The organism is Streptomyces sp. ASQP_92 (assembly GCF_025399895.1).
Classification (GTDB): Bacteria; Actinomycetota; Actinomycetes; order Streptomycetales; family Streptomycetaceae; genus Streptomyces.
The window spans coordinates 1-15,394 of sequence record NZ_JAODUA010000015.1; the positions used below are offsets into that span (position 1 = coordinate 1).

A 15,394-nucleotide genomic window follows, 5' to 3' on the forward strand; every position below is an offset into this window, starting at 1 on the left:
GCCCAGCATCGACGCCACCGCCTGATGCGAGCGGGGGAGCGTCCGAGCGGGTAAGCACAAACTCTTCGCTCACGGCTCTTTGTTCGCGCTTCTTCCCTTCGGATGGTGATGCGGGGTCGGCCGGTTGTTCCGGTCGGCCCCGCATCGCTTTTTTGTGCGTGCGGTGTGTCAGCCAATTCCCGTACAGCGGAATTCTGTTGATTCCCTGCGATCGATCATCGGGGAAAGGCGCGCGAGGAAGAGGGAATCGGCAGGAGGAAGAGGGAGGCGCGGTAGAGGGGCCGGAAGACGAGACCGGGTCCGAGCCCGCAATGGAGGTGCGCTGGTTCCTGCGCTCGCAGGCGCGGACCCGGCCATAAGGGGCTCCTACCCGGTTTTCCGCCCGGCATGGGGGCGCTTATTCGCCGTCGTCTCGGCGGTCCTCGTGTGCCCGTGCGGAGGTGCGCGCAGCAGAAGCGGCGGAGGCCTCATGCGGCAGGCACCTCATGCGGCAGGGGCCGGCCCCGATGGGCTCGGCCCCTGCTGTCGACGTCGTACGACCCGTGACGCCGCTACCAGCGATACCAGCGGGCGCTTCCACCTCGCGGACGCGCGACGAACCCGATGAGCCACAGCACCAGGACCACGACGGCGATCCACCACAGGGCCTTGAGGGCGAAGCCCGCACCGAAAAGGATCAGGGCGAGCAGAAGAACGAGAAGCAGGGGAACCATGGTTATCAACCTCCGGACCGCCGTGTGCCCCGAAAAGCGCCCCCCACGCGCCCGAGCGCGCTGATTCCCTTTCCTCTGTATCGGCTCCCCTGTAGGTATCCGCTCTCCTGTATCCAAGCCGCGGAGGGCGGGCGCCGAACTCTTTGGCGTGAATCCGTGCGGCCGAGGAGTACCGTGGACGTAGTTCCCGCCCGCACGGTTTAGATCTGCCGAATCCGGCGAGACGTACTGCTGTCGCAGTTTTACATCGACATGTGGGAGTGGTTTCTGTGTCCGGTGACGAAAAGGGCAAGTCGAAGGTCGAGCAGGCCAAGGGCAAGGTCAAGGAGACGGCCGGCCGGGCGGTGGGCAACGAGCGCCTGGAGGCCGAGGGCCGCGCCGAGCAGGCCAAGGGTGACGCCCGTCAGGCCAAGGAGAAGGTCAAGGACGTCTTCAAGCACTGACCACCGCGGTCCGAACGTGGGGCGGGACCGGCCGGGAACTTCGGCCGGTCCCGCCCCACGTTCACGCGGCCGTCCCGGGGCGGGGGAGGGCGGCCGTAAATGCCTAGGGCACCTGGTGCGCACCTGGCAGACTCGTCGAATGCCTGAAGCGCCGCTTCCCGACCCAGCGCGACCTCTGGAGCGCCAGGCGGCACCGGCGGCCCCATGCGAGCGGGAGAAGGACGAGCAAGGTGCATATCGCGGTCGACGACCTCTCGGGACCCGAGGTCGCCAGGTTTCTCGATGAACACGTTCGACAGATGCAGTCCATCACGCCTCCGGAGAGCAAACACGCCCTCGATCTTGGTGCCCTGCGCGATCCTGGAATCACGTTCTGGTCGGCGCGGGACGGTGACACCGTGCTCGCCTGTGGCGCGATCAAGAGGATCGACGCGACGCATGCCGAGCTGAAGTCGATGCGTACCGCCCCGGCGCGCACCAGGACCGGGATCGCCTCCCGGATGCTGGAGCACATCATCACCGAAGCCGGGCGCATGGGTTTCACGAGACTGAGCCTGGAGACCGGCACGGCCGATTTCTTCCGGCCGGCCAGGAAGCTCTATGAGAAGTTCGGGTTCACGCCCTGTGAGCCGTTCGGCGGCTATCGGCATGACCGGAACAGTATTTTCATGACGAAGGACCTCAGCAGGCCGAGCCTCTAGGCGAGGGACCGCGAGACGAAGATCCCGGAGAGGGCCTCGATCCCGCCGGTCGTGGCGAGACGTCCGCGGCGTTCACGAGGCCCCTCGGCACGGTCCCGGACGGCACCCAGGGACCATGCGCAAGGTCGGTTCGAGGACTTCGCCGGAGCGGCTTCCCTCGATGTCAGACGGGTTCGGCCGCTTGCATGAGCCGCTGAAAGGCCGACATGCAGGGCAGGCAGTGGTGGTCGGTTTGCGTGTTCTCTTCGGGGTCGAGGGGCTGGCCGCACAAGGTGGCGCGGTGATCATGGGCGACGACGTGCCACACCCGGCGGGTGCCGGTGACGGCCGTGCCGACGTGCATTTCGTACATGGCGGTCCTCCTACAGGGGGAGCACTCCACACCATCACCGCTGCTGGGCGGTTGCCTGCCCGGGCGGTCTGTTCGGGTGAATCCGTCCGCCTCGTAGTCCGGATCTTCGCGTCGTATGTCGCCAGCTTCCACATCGTGTGGTAAGCGGCCGCCATCCAGGCGTCGTGGTTCGCGGCGCCGGCGACATGCTCCTCGCGCGTGCGCCCAGGCTCTCAACTACCTCTCGGATTAAGGTAGTTGGCGGAGTCGCCGCCGTACCCACCGCCGCGTAAGGGACTTCGTGGCACGGCGCCGGCCCCGGTTCGGCCCGCCCCTCTGGAAGGAGCCCGTCATGGACGGCTGGTACGTGGACGACCGCTGCACCAACTGCGATGTCGCCCGGCAGTTCGCGCCCGAGCTGATAGACGAGGCCGACGGGAAGTCGCGGATACTGCGCTCCCCGGTCGGCCGGGCGGAGACGCGGCGGTTCCACGCCGCCGCCTTCGCCTGCCCCACCCGTTCGATCCGCCCGGTCACCGGGCGCACGGACCAGGCCCTCGACCCGTTTCCGATGGCGCTGGACGACGGCGTACTCATCTGCGGCCACAACTCGCGCCACACCGCCGGCGCCAACTCCTACCTCTTACCGCGGCCCTCCGGCGCGGTGATGATGATCGACACGCCCCGCTGGAGCCCCCAACTCGCCCGACGGTACGAGGAATTGGGACCGGTGACCGACGTTCTGCTCACTCACCGGGACCACGCGGCCCACGGCCGTAGGTACGCGGACCACTTCGGGGCCCGCCTGTGGATCCACGAGGGAGACATCGAGGCGGCCCCGGACGCCGACCAGGTGATCCGGGGCCTCGATCCCATGGAGGTGGGCGAGGGGGTCACGGTCCACCCACTGCCCGGCCACACCCGGGGAAGCGTGCTCTACCTCGCGGACGACCGGTACTGCTTCAGCGGCGACAGCTTCTACTGGTCACGCGCCACGCAGGACCTGGCGGTGGCGGACAGTGTGACCTGGTACTCCATCGAGGAACTGGCCGCCTCGCTGGCCAGGACGGCCGAACGGCTCCGCTTCGAGTGGGTCCTGCCCGGCCACGGGGACCGCCGCCATCGCCCCGCGGACGAGATGTCCCGCCGACTGCGCGCCCTGACGGAACGCACCCGGCTGCTCAGGCCCCGTCCGGTCGACTTCACCGCCGTACGGTGGTGAGGGGCGGGCCCCCGGCCGCCTCCGGCCCCCCAAGTGCCGTGCGGAAGCCGCCGGTTGGGAGCCGGCGGCCAGGGGGCCGGGTGCCGCGTCGGCCTACCGGTGGGCGCCGTGGACGGCTTCGGGGTCGGTCGGCGAGAGGGGCTTGGTGGCGGCCTTTCCGGCGAAGGCGGGGGCAGGGGTCACATAGACGGGGTCCGGAGCGGCCTCGGGGGCGCAGGTCTTGGCGATGCGGCCGCGGCCCGTGGGCAGGCTGCCGTCGCGGAGGTAGTCGGTGAAGGTGTCGTCCAGACAGGCGTTGCCGTGGAAGAGGATCTCGTGGAAGCTGCCGCCGTTCTGGACGACCAGCTTCGAACCCGGCAGCGCGTCATGCATGGCGAGGCCGCCCTCGTACGGGGTGGCGGCGTCCTCGGTGGCCTGGAAGAGCAGCACGGGCGGCAGACCCTTGCCGGTGATCTTCATACGGCCCGCGGTGTTGCCCTGGTGGGGCCAGAACATACAGGCCGCGTTGAACCACATGTTGTTGTACGTGTAGAAGGGCGCCGAGGCGTTGACCTTGGCCTGGTCCTTCTTCCAGAACTCCCAGTCCCGGGGCCAGGCGTTCTCCGTGCACTGCGCCGCGTTGTACGCGGGGAAGGTGCCGTCGTCGGCGCCCGGCGCCGCGTACCGGTTGTAGGCGATGTTCAGGGGCTGGGTGTCGTGGTGGGTGACATAGGCGGAGAGCACGGTCGCCATCCTGGGCCAGCGCAGGAAGTTGTACCCGCCCCCGTAGAAGGTGTCCTCGAATTCGGCGGGGCCGATCTTGCCGGCGGCCGGGGCGGCATCGACCGGGTGGGTCCGCAGGTCCGCCTCGACCTGCTGGTACGCCTTTTCGACCGCGGCGCCGTCCGTGCCCAGGTGGTACACCGAGTCGGCCCTGGCCGCCCAGTCGGCGAAGGCGTCGAAGCGGCGCTGGTGCTCCTTGTCCTGGAGCACGTTGTGGTCGTACCAGGTGATGGTGGGGCCGACGATGCTGTCCAGGACCATCCGGCGAACGCGCGAGGGGAACAGCTGGCCGTAGGTGGAGCCCAGTGAGGTGCCCCAGGAGCCGCCATAGAAATTGATCTTCGGGGCGCCGAGTGCGCGTCGGATGCTGTCCATGTCGCGGGCGTTGTCGACGGTGGTCATGTGGGGCATCAGCCAGGACCAGTCGGCCGCACAGTCCGCCGCGTATCCGGCGGCCTTCGCCAGCCATGCCTTCGAAGTGCCCTGGCTCACCTGGTAGTCGGGCCGGGGGCCGTCGAAGTAGTGCGCGTCGCACAGGACATGGGGCTCGCTCGCGTTGGTGCCGCGCGGGTCGAAACCGATCCAGTCGTAGGTCGCGGCGACGTCCTTGGGGATCTGCCCGGCGATGTACGCGGGCATCCAGAGCCCGGAGTCGCCCGGGCCGCCGGGGTTGAGCAGGATCGGCCCCTGCTGCTCGCTTTTGGGTGCGGTGGCCGGGAGCCGGTTCACCTTGATCTTGATCTTCCGGCCGTGCGGGTCGGCGTAGTCCACCGGCACATCGAGCATCGCGCACTGCAACGCGGGGGTGGCGGTGTCGCCGCACGAGTTCCAGTCGAGCTTGCCCTGTCCGGTGTCCTGGGCGGCGGAGGTGTCGGGTGAGGCGCTGGCGGCGGTCGTTCCGGTGAGGGCTGCGACGGCCGTGACGGCCGAGAGCAGGGCGATGACTTTTCTCATGCAGTGCATGATGTGATATGTGAAATTTTACAGCTAGGGAACTGACGGGTCGTTATCAAGCTGTTACAGCAGGGGAGTTGGGGTGCCCGGTGGGGTGGTGGCTCCGAGCCGGGTCCGGCGACTCAGTGGCCCAGCTGCTGCCGGCAGGCGCGTACGACCGACGGGTCGAAGCCGGTTCCCTTGGCCCACGTGCACACCATCCCGGGGTCGTAGTGGGGGTGGGGGGCACGGGCTCGGGGGTGGCGCGGTGCGGGTTCGGGGTGCGGGGCACCGGCCCGGGCGTGACCGGGGGAGTGGGGCGCGGGGGCGGGAGCCGCGGCTTCGGGTTCCCGGTGGGTGCGTACGGTTCGCTCGGCGGCCCGGGCGCCGACGGGCTCGTGCGGGGCTGTCGCGGGGTCGTTCGCAGGGGCCAGGGTCTCGCGTGCGAGGGGCTCCGCCGGGTCGGGGGCCACCGTGACGATGCGGCGCGCGTCGGGCTCGACCCCGCTTCCCGGCGGCGCGGTCCCGGGCGCGACGGTGACACAGCCCGAGGCGAGCAGCCCCGCGCACATCACCCACAACAGGCGGTCCCAGCGCATCAGCACCCCTTGCTCACGGTCTCCCATGTCGAAGGATCTTCGTAGCGGGGCCGCCCCGCCGAAGTCGAGCTGAGGGGAGGCCGCTTCACGCGTGAGGGTGGAAACGGTGATCATCGCACCGGAATGCGACGGGCGCGGTGGCGGCGCGTTCACCCGGGCGGCGTAACTTCCCGGCGCACGCCGACAGCGGGTCTGGCCGTACGTGGACTGGGGAGTGAGCCGTCGTACAGGAGTGATTCGGGTCGCAGGCGCGGGTGGGGTGTGGCGGGGTGGGAGGGAGAGTCACGGCTCCGTGTCCGGATGCCGTTTCGTCCCTAGCCTTCCCCACAGGTCAGGAGTGATCCGCATGAACACCGGTGACATGTTCAACCGCCCCGAGGGTCTGAAGGGCCTCGTGGCCTACGACCCCGATGGAGAGAAGATCGGCGGTGTCGAACAGGTCTACCTGGACGATGCCTCGGGCCGCCCGGAGTGGGTCACGGTCAAGACGGGGCTGTTCGGCACCAAGGAGTCCTTCGTCCCGCTGGCGGGCGCCCGTCGTGACGGCGACGCCCTGCACGTCGGGTACGCCAAGAGCATGGTGAAGGACGCGCCGCGTCTGGACGCCGAGGAGCACCTCGACGTCGACCAGGAGCGCGAGCTGTACCGGCACTACGGCGTCGACGGCCACACCACGGCCAGCCCGGGCCCGGGCGGAGCCGCCGGAAGCGTCGACGTGCCCGGCAACGCCACCGGCACCGACGTCCACGCCCGGTACGGCAGGGACGAGGACGCCCTCGTGCGCTCCGAGGAGCGGCTGCGCGTCGGCACGGAGAACCAGGAAGTGGGCCGGGCGCGGCTGCGCAAGGTCGTCGTCACGGAGGACGTGACCACGACCGTCCCGGTCAGCCACGAAGAGGTACGGGTGGTGCGTGAGCCCATCCGCGAGGGCGACCGCGCCCGTGCCGACATCGGCGAGGCGGAGTCCGAGGTGACGCTCCACGCCGAGCGCCCGGTCGTGCGCAAGGAAGCCGTTCCGGTCGAACGGGTCCGCCTGGAGACGGAGAAGGTCACCGAGCAGCGCGAGGTGTCCGACACCGTCCGCAAGGAGCAGATCCAGTACGACGACGAGACCGGCAAGGGCGAGCGCCGGCGCGGCGACGGCCGCGGCGACAGGCGCCGCTGAACCGGCTGCCACCGCTGAACGCACTCTCCCGCCGCCCCATGAGCAGGGGCGGCGGGAGAGTGCGTTTCCGGGCCGGAGGTGGGGAGCCGGAGCGACCGCTCAGCGCCGGTGGCGGTTGTGGTGGGGGTGGTGCCAGGTGAGAGCGACGGCGAGGGCGACGGGCACGAGGATGAGCGTCGTGAACATCATGAAAGACGCGTGCCCGTGAGGCGGCGGGCTACACGCCGTGTCACCCGTGAGGGCCCCCGGGCTGCTGCAACTGCTTCCTCGCGTACGCCTCGCGAACGCACGAACGCCGCTGCCCGCGCACGAGCGAGGGGGCGGCCGCCCGGCACTCGGGCGGCCACCCCCTCGCTCGTCATGGGGTGATCAGGCGGGCCTGCCGCCGAAGGGGGCGCCGGTGCCGTAGTAGGTGCCGAGTTCCTCGTTGTAGCCCGCGTTGTTGAGGTGCTCGTCCCGGATGAACTCGGGGGCGTTCTTGATCTGGTCCTTGGTGCGGTCCACGTAGATCTTCTGCTCGTCCGCGTCGATCCGCTCGACCGTACCGGCGGGCAGGAGGACTTCCTTGCCGAAGATCCAGGGGCCGGTGTCGACCACGATGTAGGCGGAGCCGGCCTCGTCCGAATGCTTGTCGACCTTGCCGATGGATCCGTCCGTCGCCTCGACCTTGTAACCCGTCAGATCGACGTCGGCCAGACGGCCGGAGTTCTCGCGGTAGCCCCACATGTTGTCGGACATGAAAACAACTCCTCAGGTCAACTGTGCCAGTTCTGATAGGGAGGCCGCTTTTCTCGTATCCCGTTGGCCGCAGGATGTGAGAGATGCGGTTCCGCTGAAAGGGCGTGTGCCCTCAAAGGGTTGTCCCACACCCCCAGGGGCGGGAACAAAAAGAAAGCGGGGCCCACCCTGAACAGGGCAGACCCCACACTTCGGCCGGGGTGACGGAGGGCCCGTCTACCAGCGATACCAGCGGCCGCTACCACCCTTCGGGCGGGCCACGAACCCGATCAGCCAGATCACCAGAACCGCGATCGCGACCCACCAAAGGATCTTGAGCGCGAATCCGGCACCGAACAGAATCAGGGCGAGCAGAAGAACGAGAAGCAGGGGAACCATAGTTATCAACCTCCAGGGATTCATCTGCCCCGAGCCGGGCGAGGTATGCGCTGCGCTTTACGTGTTTTATCGGTGCCGGTGGGAACCCGGTCGATTCCCGGACGCTGGAAGGCAGGCGATTTTGGCGGGGTTCATCTTCACGCCGCGATCTGGTGCGTGGGCTCGTGCAGAGCCTGTGCGCGAATGCGGGCGCAGGTGCGCGTGATGAGGCGGGACACATGCATCTGGGAGAGGCCGAGTTCTTCCGCGATGGCATTCTGCGTCTTGTCCTGGAAGAACCGCATATAGAGAATGCGGCTCTCGCGTTCGGGCAGGGCCTGGAGAGCGGGCTTTACGGCCTCGCGCGCCTCGATGGTGTCGTAGCCGTGGTCGGTGGTGCCGAGGGTGTCGGCGAGGTTGCGACCGTCGTCACCGGGCGCGGACTGGAGCTCCGCGTCGAGAGAGAGCGCGGCATAGGAGTTGAGAGCCTCAAGACCGTCGTGGACGTCGTCCTCGCTCAGGCCGCACTCCACGGCGAGCTGGGCCAGGGTGGGCTCGCCGGCCTGGCAGGCCTGGAGCTCGCGGCGCGCGACGCGGACCCGGTTACGGAGCTCCTGGACGCGGCGCGGAACGTGCATGGCCCACGCGTGGTCGCGGAAGTGCCGCTTGATCTCGCCGTTGATCGTCGGAATCGCGAACGCCTCGAAGGCCCCGCGCGCCACCTCGTACCGGTCGATCGCCTTGACCAGACCGAGGGCGGCGACCTGACGCAGGTCGTCGCTGTCTTCGCCACGGTTGCGGAACTTGCCCGCCAGGCGCTGCGACATCGGCAGCCACGCCTGCACCAACTGGCCGCGCAGCACCTCGCGTTCGGGTCCCTCGGGCAGTTCCCGCAGGCGCTCGAAGGCGTCGGCCGTGTCGGGCGCGTCCGCATGGGAGCGGACGATGTTCGTGGATGCGGGAGTGGCCATGGTGTTGCTCCTAGGGCCGCGTGGTCGGGGGATTGACCACGGAAGCCCTGCACCTTGTGTGGACAGAGCACACCTACGGTGGGACTTCCGCAGACGTGCCTCCGGTCCGAAGCACAACCCGCGCTTGCCCCCGAACCTCGGCACTAAACAACCCGGATGAGTGATCCTCGGGCCCGACTGGAGCGACTCGGTCCGACGCCACGGGAGGCATGCGAAGAGGCCCGGATCCAGTGCTGGATCCGGGCCTCTGCGTTCAGTAGCGGGGACAGGATTTGAACCTGCGACCTCTGGGTTATGAGCCCAGCGAGCTACCGAGCTGCTCCACCCCGCGTCGGTGAACACCACCCTACGCCATTCCTGGGTGGCTTCCCGCCACACGGTCGATGAACCAGCCGTACGTCACGCCCCGACGTGGACCACATCGTCCGTCCTGTCGCGCCCCGAGAAATCGGGCCGCCGGGCTCAGCCCGTCGGTTCGTCCGGCACGGGGTGGTCCGGCCGCTTGCTGCCGGAGTGCGGGGCTCCTCGACGGCCCGTGCCCGCCTCATCGGTGTCCGGGATCCCGGGATCGGGGCGGTCGCCGCCGTCCGCACGGCGCGGGGAGCCGTCCGCCGCCTCCCAGGGGTCCTCGTCCGAATCGGCACCGGCCTGTTGATCGGGCAGATCCCTCGGTATCGGCTCGGGCACGGGCGCTCCGGCGTCTCCGGGGCCTTCGGGCCTGCGGTCGCTCACGATGGGTACTCCCTTTCCCTCGGTGCCTCGTTGCGCACCGCCTACCCCGGCCGCCGCGGCTGATTCCGCCTCGACGATCGGGCGCCGGCGGAAGGGACCGCGCGGGCCCAGGCCGCCACCTCCTACCCTCGGCCGCATGGAAGACATCTGGCATCTTCTGGAGTGCGTCCACGCTCCCGTCTACTTCGCGCCGGAAACGGGCCCCGCCTATGCCGCGGCCGGGGCAGGACTCAAGGGTTTCTGGACGGGGTACGTCGCCTCGCGCGCGGCGGCGCTCGGTGCGGCCGCGCCGGAGGTGGTGACGGCCGCCTTCTACAACTTCGCCCCGGTGCGCATCGCCCGCGCGCTTCCCGGCGCTTGGCACCGCTGTCCGCCCGCGACCGTCCTGGCGGCCCGGCTCGATGTGGCCGACCGGTGTCTGCGCCGGCTGTTGGGAGAGCTCGTCGACAGTGCGGAGACGGCCGAGGCCGCCGAGCTCGGACAGCGCGCGGTACGTGAACTACCCACCTCCGGAAGGGTGTTGTTCGCCGCGCACGCCGCGGTGCCGATGCCCGAGGAGCCCCACCTCGCCCTTTGGTGGGCGGCCACCGCGCTGCGCGAATTCCGCGGCGACGGACATGTGGCGGCCCTGCTGACGGCCGGGATCGACGGCTGTGAGGCGAATGTGATCAGTGTGGCGTGGGGCCTCGCCCCGCCGGAACAGCGCCTCAACCGCGGCTGGAGCGAGGCGGAGTGGCAGGCCGCGGGACAGCGCCTGCGCGCACGAGGCATCCTCGCGGCCGACGGTACGCCGACGGCCCGAGGGCGCGGGGAGCGGGCGGCGATCGAGGCCGCCACGGACCGCCTGGCCGGGCCTCTCGTGGAGGTACTGGGCCCGCACGGCAGGGACAGGCTCACCGCATGCCTCGACCCGCTCGCACGGCGCATCGTCGAAGGGGGAGGCGTGCCGTTTCCCAACGCGATGGGGCTCCCGCCGCTGCGGCCCGGGTAGGTGGCCGGGGATGTCACGGCGCGCGCCGCTCCTCGCGGCCCTCGGGCGGGCGCGCTGCCCGCCCGGTGCGTCTGGACTCAGGGCCGGCGCAGGGTGACGAGCAGGGCGGTGGTGATGGCGGCGAGGGCCACACAGAGCAGAAGCATCCGGGCCCAGTTCGCGAGCACGTCGACCGTGGGGGCCGGTTCGGGCTCGGCCGGTGCGTGGTCGTCCTCGGTGGTGCGCAGCAGGTCGCACAGCACGCACTGGTCGGTCGGGCGCGTGAGGAGCGGTGTATCGAGCCAGTAGGCGTCGGAAAGGGAAGCGAAGGGCACGGGGGTGCGGCCGTGGGCGCCGGGAGAGGTCACGCCCGTTCAACGGTGCCGGCGGCCCTGCGGGCACGAGAGTTGACCGAGACGCTTCGGTGAGCCGTAGGTTTCCCGCCACGATCGGAGACTGATGAGAAGGGCAACGGAGCACGCCCGGTGGGGAGTTGGCGCCTCGCGGGGGAGCGGCCGTGGCGATGAGTCGGGCACCGGAGGGCGGGCCGCCGTGGCGGGAGGAAGCGTTCCGCGCGGCCCGGCGCGTGCCCGGGCGCGCGGATCCGCCTGGTGGAAGCCGGGGCGCTTCGGCAGACTTGGGGGGTGCGCGGGGCACGGGGCGGGCGGGGGAGAGCACGGTGGCAGAGTTGCGAAGCGGAGTGGTGCGCGGGGTGGTCATGGGGGGTAAGGCGCGGCCGAATGACCGCGCCTCCATCCGGCGCACCAACCTCGGTCTGGTGCTGCGGCTCCTGCGCGACACCGGCCCGCGCTCGCGCGCACAGATCGCGGGGGACACCGGCCTGCCCCGCCCGACCGTCACCAATCTCGTCGCCGAACTCGTCGAACTCCGTCTCGTGCGCGAGGGGAACTCGCAGCGCGAGGGCGCGGTGGGACGGCCGGGCGTGAGCGTCGAGATCGACGGGCGAGCGGTCTGCGGCCTGGGTCTTGAGATCAACGCCGATTACGTCAGCGCCATCGCGCAGTCCCTGGGCGGTGACCACGTCTTCGGGCGCCGGATCCCCCTCGACGTCCGGGCGGCCGGGCCGGACGCGGTGCTGGACACGACGGCGGAGTTGATCCGCGAGGCCGATGCCGCCGTCACCGCCGCCGGCGCGCGTCTGGTGGGCGCGGCCCTGGGCGCGCCCGGCAACGTGGACATCGCCACCGGTCACGTCGTCTACGCCCCGAACATCGGCTGGCGCGGTGTCGCGGCGCTGACCGAACTGCGGCGCCGTCTGGGACGCGACGCGCCCGCGCTCCACCTGGAGAACGACGCGAAGCTGGCGGCCATCGCCGAGTACGTGATCGCCTCCGCCGCCGACATCCACGACCTCATCTCCCTCACGGGCGAGACCGGTGTCGGCGGCGGCATCATCAGCGGCGGCAGGCTGCTGCGCGGAGCCCGGGGTTTCGCCGGCGAGATCGGCCATATGCAGCTCGCCCCCGGCGGCCGGCTCTGCAACTGCGGGCGACGCGGCTGCTGGGAGACCCTGGTCGGCCTCGGCGCCCTGCTGCGCCACGCCGCCGACCCGGACGACCCCGTGCACGACGCGTCCCTCGACATCGCCACCCGGCTCGGCGCCCTGCGCGCACGCGCCGAGGCCGGTGACGCCCGCACGCTGGGCGCGCTCGACCGCCTCGCCGACGACCTCAGCCTCGGGATCGCGCTCCTGGTCGATGTGCTCAACCCCCGTGCGGTCGTGCTCGGTGGCTACTTCCCGGTCTTCGCCGACCACGTCCTGGACCGGGTACGCGAAGGCGTCGCGCGACGCGTCATGGCCCCCGACTCGGGCGGTTGCGAGATCCTCCCCTCCACACTGGGCCTGGGAGCCCCGGCCCGTGGCGGGGCCCAACTCGCCCTCGACCCCGTCTACGAGGACCCGAGCGGCACCGCCACCTGACGCTCCCGGTGCGGCGCCCGCCTCATGGCCCGTACGCCTGGAGCGACCAGAGTGAATAGCCGTAGCCCGTCCCGCGCTTGGTGCCGTAGACGCGCAGATAGCGTCCGTGGCCGGACAGGCCGGTGAGGTCGTCCACGCCTCCGTCGCCGGCTGCCGTGGTGCGCAGCGTGGTCCAGGACCGCGCGTCGTCGGAGATCTGCACCTGATAGGCCATGCCGTACGCGGCCTCCCAGGTGAGCTTCACCTCCGCGACCGCCCGGTCGGCCCCGAGGTCGACCTGGATCCACTGCGGGTCGGAGAACTGGCTGGACCAGCGCGTGGCCCCGTCCCCGTCGACCGCGGCGCCCGCCGGGGTGGCGGCGGACTGGATGCTCGACGCGGTCGTGGGCCGGTTCAGGGCCAGGTCGTCGTGAGCGGCGGCGACCAGAGTCAGCAGCTGGCCCGCCGAAGGCCGGGTGTCGCCCTGGGTGCCGGGGTTGTCCCAGTCGCGCACCGGCGCGGTGCTCACGGGCCGAGCCCCCGACCCCAGGCTGAGGACCAGACCGCTGTAGCGGTTGATCAGCCGGTACGCGCCCGTGCGAACGGAGGGGCCGGCGGCGTCCGGCGCGCGCACCACCGGTTGCAGGGACCACTGCTGGGCGACCGCCGGTTTCGCGGCGGACCGCGTCAGCGTGACGCCCGCCCCCCAGGCGCGCCCCGCGTCGCCCGATCCGACCGAAAGCCCTTGCCCCGAGGCCGCGTTGGTGACCGTGTAGAAGCCGTCACCGGTGGCGTCGAACCGCCAGCGCTGAGCGGGGGCGGAAGCGTCCGGGGCGGCCGTCCCCAGACCGGAACCGCTCTGCGCCAGGTATTGGCCGCTGCCCGCGCCGATCTGGTAGGAGGCGCCCGGCACCACGGGGGCCGGAAGGTCCGACGCGGCGTTGGGCGTGAGGGTGATGTTCGCGTACTCGCTCGTGTAGGTCGAGCAGTAGAAGGCGCAGTACGAGCGGAACGTCTTGCCGACGACGGTGGATCCGGTCAGGTTGGCCGGGTCGAGCATCCAGCGGTACCAGGCCGCGTTCGGCTGGTTGGCGACCAGACCCATGTCGGTCCACTTCTGGGTGGCCAGGTCGTCGGTGACGTAGAAGTGCAGCGGCGTCCTGGTGTCCGTGGCCTGCGCGATGTTGTTCTGCGGGGTACCGATGTACTTGCCGAGGTATGCGCTCCAGGCGACGTTCATCACCGCGAGCTGGGAGTGGTCCGGCATGGCGCCGCGGGCCACCTGGTCGGCGACGGTCCCCGTGCTGTCCGGCCGGTAGTCCTCGCCGGGCGCGAGGTAGCCGGAGCCGAGCCCCTCCGACGGGATGATGTCGCTCTCGGCGCCGCCGACACCCGGCGACCGCCACGCGCCGTCGTACCACTTGGTCCAGGACGAGGACGCCATCTTCCGCGACATGGGGGCCCGCGCGACGTGCTGGAGCCAGATGGTGCCGCCGCCGGACTTGTCCAGGACGCGCGTGGCGTAGAAGACGTAGAAGTAGCCGGAGGCGTGGTCGACGAAGAGCCGCTGGTCGCCGTCGCCGTAGTAGTACGTCTCGTTAGGGAAGGCCGTGGTGTCGGCGCGTGCGGTGCTGAAGGGCGAGGTGATCGCATGGCCCTGGATCGACCAGGTCGCCCCCCGGTCCTTGGAGAGCGCATAGTCGATCGCGTCGTAGTGCAGGCCGTCGCCGAAGGGCTGCGGGGTGAACTCGTTGTGCACCAGGCCGTACCACCAGCCGGTGTCGGGATCGACCCACACTCCGCTCAGATCACAGAAGTTACGCTGCGAATACCCGGAGGAAGCGGGAGCATTGGTGGCGGTGCGGCCGGTGGGGCTGTTGTTGCACCGCCATGTGGTGTCGGCGTTGCTGTCCGCCGGGTTGGCGGGGTCGGAGGCGTTGCTGACCGGAGCGAGTGCGACGTCGTCGAAGTTCGGACCGGTGAAGAAGTTCCACTGCCTGCTGTCCTTGGTGCCGTACAGGGCGTGGGACTGCTGGTAGTAGAACTGCCCGTCGCGGTCCGTGAACGGGACGGCGGGGATGTCGTCGGGGTTGTCGAACTCGGTCGCCGCCCCCGCCGACAGGCTGTACCGAGCGGCCGGCGCGCCCGGGGCGCTCCACTGTTGCGACGCCTTGGACGGGTCGCAGGACGCGAGCCCGACCCGGGCGGCCGACGCGGCCGGACCCTGTACGGCGACACACTTGCCCGACTTGACGCTGTACATGGTCTTGTCCGGAAGGTACTTGAACCTCTGCTGCGGAGCCCCGGCCGCACAGTCGTACAACTGGACCAGGGATCCGGTGGCGTTGGAGGCGTCCGTGATGTCCAGACACTTGCCGAGCACCGTCACCGTGCCGTCGTCGCGCCAGGTGAATTGCTGGGCGGCGGTGCCGTTGCAGCCGTAGAGGCGGATGGGATTCCCGTTGCCGGTCGCCGCGTCGGCGTCGTCCAGACACCAGCCGCCGACCGTGATCACGCCGGTTCCGGCGACCGCCCCCGCACCGCTCGTGGTGCCCGCCCCGCCCGCCGGAGCGGCTGTCGCGGATGCCGGAGGCAGCCCCACGAACGCCAGGCCCATGACGGCGCTCACCCCGATGCGCCGGCCCCGCGAGCCCCAGCGTGATCCCCACCGTCTCATGGCCGTCACCCTCCTCCATTATTTTGATTAGCATCAGAACTAATTGACCGTCTCGTCAACCCCCTTGCACAGCAGGGTTGTTCGGCCCCCCGGCCCGGTGCGTGCTTCGCCGGGTCGGGGGAGTCCCTGGGGTCACCCCGGATCGTTCCGGATGCCCTG

16 protein-coding genes and 1 tRNA gene are annotated in these 15,394 nt (G+C 70.4%); 6 read left to right on the forward strand and 11 right to left on the reverse strand.

Annotated features, from left to right (window positions below; translation table 11 throughout):
- Positions 1-551 precede the first annotated feature (551 nt).
- A complete protein-coding gene (locus N4G70_RS26610) occupies positions 552-713 on the reverse strand; it encodes a DUF5670 family protein (protein ID WP_120720048.1) in 162 nt (53 codons plus the stop codon).
- Between the two features lie 269 nt (positions 714-982).
- On the opposite strand from N4G70_RS26610, the gene N4G70_RS26615 reads away from it, so the two are divergent.
- Together N4G70_RS26615 and N4G70_RS26620 are read left to right on the forward strand one after the other, a co-directional pair.
- Positions 983-1,156: a CsbD family protein gene (locus tag N4G70_RS26615; protein ID WP_120726427.1), complete on the forward strand. Its 174-nt coding sequence runs from the start codon at positions 983-985 to the stop codon at positions 1,154-1,156.
- A gap of 230 nt (positions 1,157-1,386) precedes the next feature.
- On the forward strand, positions 1,387-1,857 hold the full coding sequence (locus N4G70_RS26620) for a GNAT family N-acetyltransferase (protein WP_261715258.1): 471 nt from the start codon (positions 1,387-1,389) through the stop codon (positions 1,855-1,857).
- Positions 1,858-2,020: 163 nt separating this feature from the next.
- On the opposite strand, the gene N4G70_RS26625 is transcribed toward N4G70_RS26620, so the two are convergent.
- Positions 2,021-2,209, reverse strand: a complete 189-nt coding sequence (locus N4G70_RS26625) for a hypothetical protein (protein WP_261715259.1) — start codon at positions 2,207-2,209, stop codon at positions 2,021-2,023.
- A gap of 331 nt (positions 2,210-2,540) precedes the next feature.
- On the opposite strand from N4G70_RS26625, the gene N4G70_RS26630 reads away from it, so the two are divergent.
- Positions 2,541-3,410: an MBL fold metallo-hydrolase gene (locus N4G70_RS26630; protein ID WP_261715260.1), complete on the forward strand. Its 870-nt coding sequence runs from the start codon at positions 2,541-2,543 to the stop codon at positions 3,408-3,410.
- Positions 3,411-3,503: 93 nt separating this feature from the next.
- On the opposite strand, the gene N4G70_RS26635 is transcribed toward N4G70_RS26630, so the two are convergent.
- Together N4G70_RS26635 and N4G70_RS26640 are read right to left on the reverse strand one after the other, a co-directional pair.
- Positions 3,504-5,126 (reverse strand): alpha/beta hydrolase, encoded by a 1,623-nt coding sequence (locus N4G70_RS26635; RefSeq protein WP_261715261.1) that lies wholly within the window; start codon positions 5,124-5,126, stop codon positions 3,504-3,506.
- Between the two features lie 122 nt (positions 5,127-5,248).
- Positions 5,249-5,818: a hypothetical protein gene (locus N4G70_RS26640; RefSeq protein ID WP_261715262.1), complete on the reverse strand. Its 570-nt coding sequence runs from the start codon at positions 5,816-5,818 to the stop codon at positions 5,249-5,251.
- A gap of 232 nt (positions 5,819-6,050) precedes the next feature.
- Here N4G70_RS26640 and N4G70_RS26645 point away from each other — a divergent pair, with 232 nt between their 5' ends.
- On the forward strand, positions 6,051-6,869 hold the full coding sequence (locus N4G70_RS26645) for a PRC and DUF2382 domain-containing protein (RefSeq protein ID WP_261715263.1): 819 nt from the start codon (positions 6,051-6,053) through the stop codon (positions 6,867-6,869).
- A gap of 369 nt (positions 6,870-7,238) precedes the next feature.
- Here N4G70_RS26645 and N4G70_RS26650 read toward each other — a convergent pair whose 3' ends face one another.
- From N4G70_RS26650 to N4G70_RS26670, 5 genes are all read right to left on the reverse strand, one after another.
- Positions 7,239-7,607 carry a PRC-barrel domain-containing protein gene (locus tag N4G70_RS26650; RefSeq protein ID WP_261715264.1) on the reverse strand — a complete coding sequence of 123 codons (369 nt, stop codon included), beginning with the start codon at positions 7,605-7,607 and terminating at the stop codon, positions 7,239-7,241.
- Between the two features lie 216 nt (positions 7,608-7,823).
- Positions 7,824-7,985: a hydrophobic protein gene (locus N4G70_RS26655; RefSeq protein WP_388730932.1), complete on the reverse strand. Its 162-nt coding sequence runs from the start codon at positions 7,983-7,985 to the stop codon at positions 7,824-7,826.
- A 137-nt stretch (positions 7,986-8,122) separates the two neighbouring features.
- Positions 8,123-8,935, reverse strand: a complete 813-nt coding sequence (locus tag N4G70_RS26660; protein ID WP_261715266.1) for a SigB/SigF/SigG family RNA polymerase sigma factor — start codon at positions 8,933-8,935, stop codon at positions 8,123-8,125.
- A 257-nt stretch (positions 8,936-9,192) separates the two neighbouring features.
- Positions 9,193-9,266 (reverse strand) — tRNA-Met (locus N4G70_RS26665).
- A 131-nt stretch (positions 9,267-9,397) separates the two neighbouring features.
- Positions 9,398-9,667 (reverse strand): hypothetical protein, encoded by a 270-nt coding sequence (locus N4G70_RS26670; RefSeq protein WP_261715267.1) that lies wholly within the window; start codon positions 9,665-9,667, stop codon positions 9,398-9,400.
- Between the two features lie 136 nt (positions 9,668-9,803).
- Here N4G70_RS26670 and N4G70_RS26675 point away from each other — a divergent pair, with 136 nt between their 5' ends.
- On the forward strand, positions 9,804-10,658 hold the full coding sequence (locus tag N4G70_RS26675) for an SCO6745 family protein (RefSeq protein WP_261715268.1): 855 nt from the start codon (positions 9,804-9,806) through the stop codon (positions 10,656-10,658).
- 77 nt (positions 10,659-10,735) lie between these two features.
- Here the strand turns inward: N4G70_RS26675 and N4G70_RS26680 are convergent, their stop codons facing one another.
- The gene (locus N4G70_RS26680) at positions 10,736-11,005 is read right to left on the reverse strand and encodes a hypothetical protein (protein WP_261715269.1); all 270 of its coding nucleotides are present in this window, start codon (positions 11,003-11,005) and stop codon (positions 10,736-10,738) included.
- A gap of 311 nt (positions 11,006-11,316) precedes the next feature.
- Between N4G70_RS26680 and N4G70_RS26685 the strand changes: the two genes are divergently transcribed.
- Complete coding sequence (locus N4G70_RS26685; protein WP_261715270.1) at positions 11,317-12,579, forward strand: ROK family protein; 1,263 nt, start codon at positions 11,317-11,319, stop codon at positions 12,577-12,579.
- 22 nt (positions 12,580-12,601) lie between these two features.
- Here N4G70_RS26685 and N4G70_RS26690 read toward each other — a convergent pair whose 3' ends face one another.
- A complete protein-coding gene (locus tag N4G70_RS26690) occupies positions 12,602-15,235 on the reverse strand; it encodes a ricin-type beta-trefoil lectin domain protein (RefSeq protein WP_261715271.1) in 2,634 nt (877 codons plus the stop codon).
- Positions 15,236-15,394: the final 159 nt, after the last annotated feature.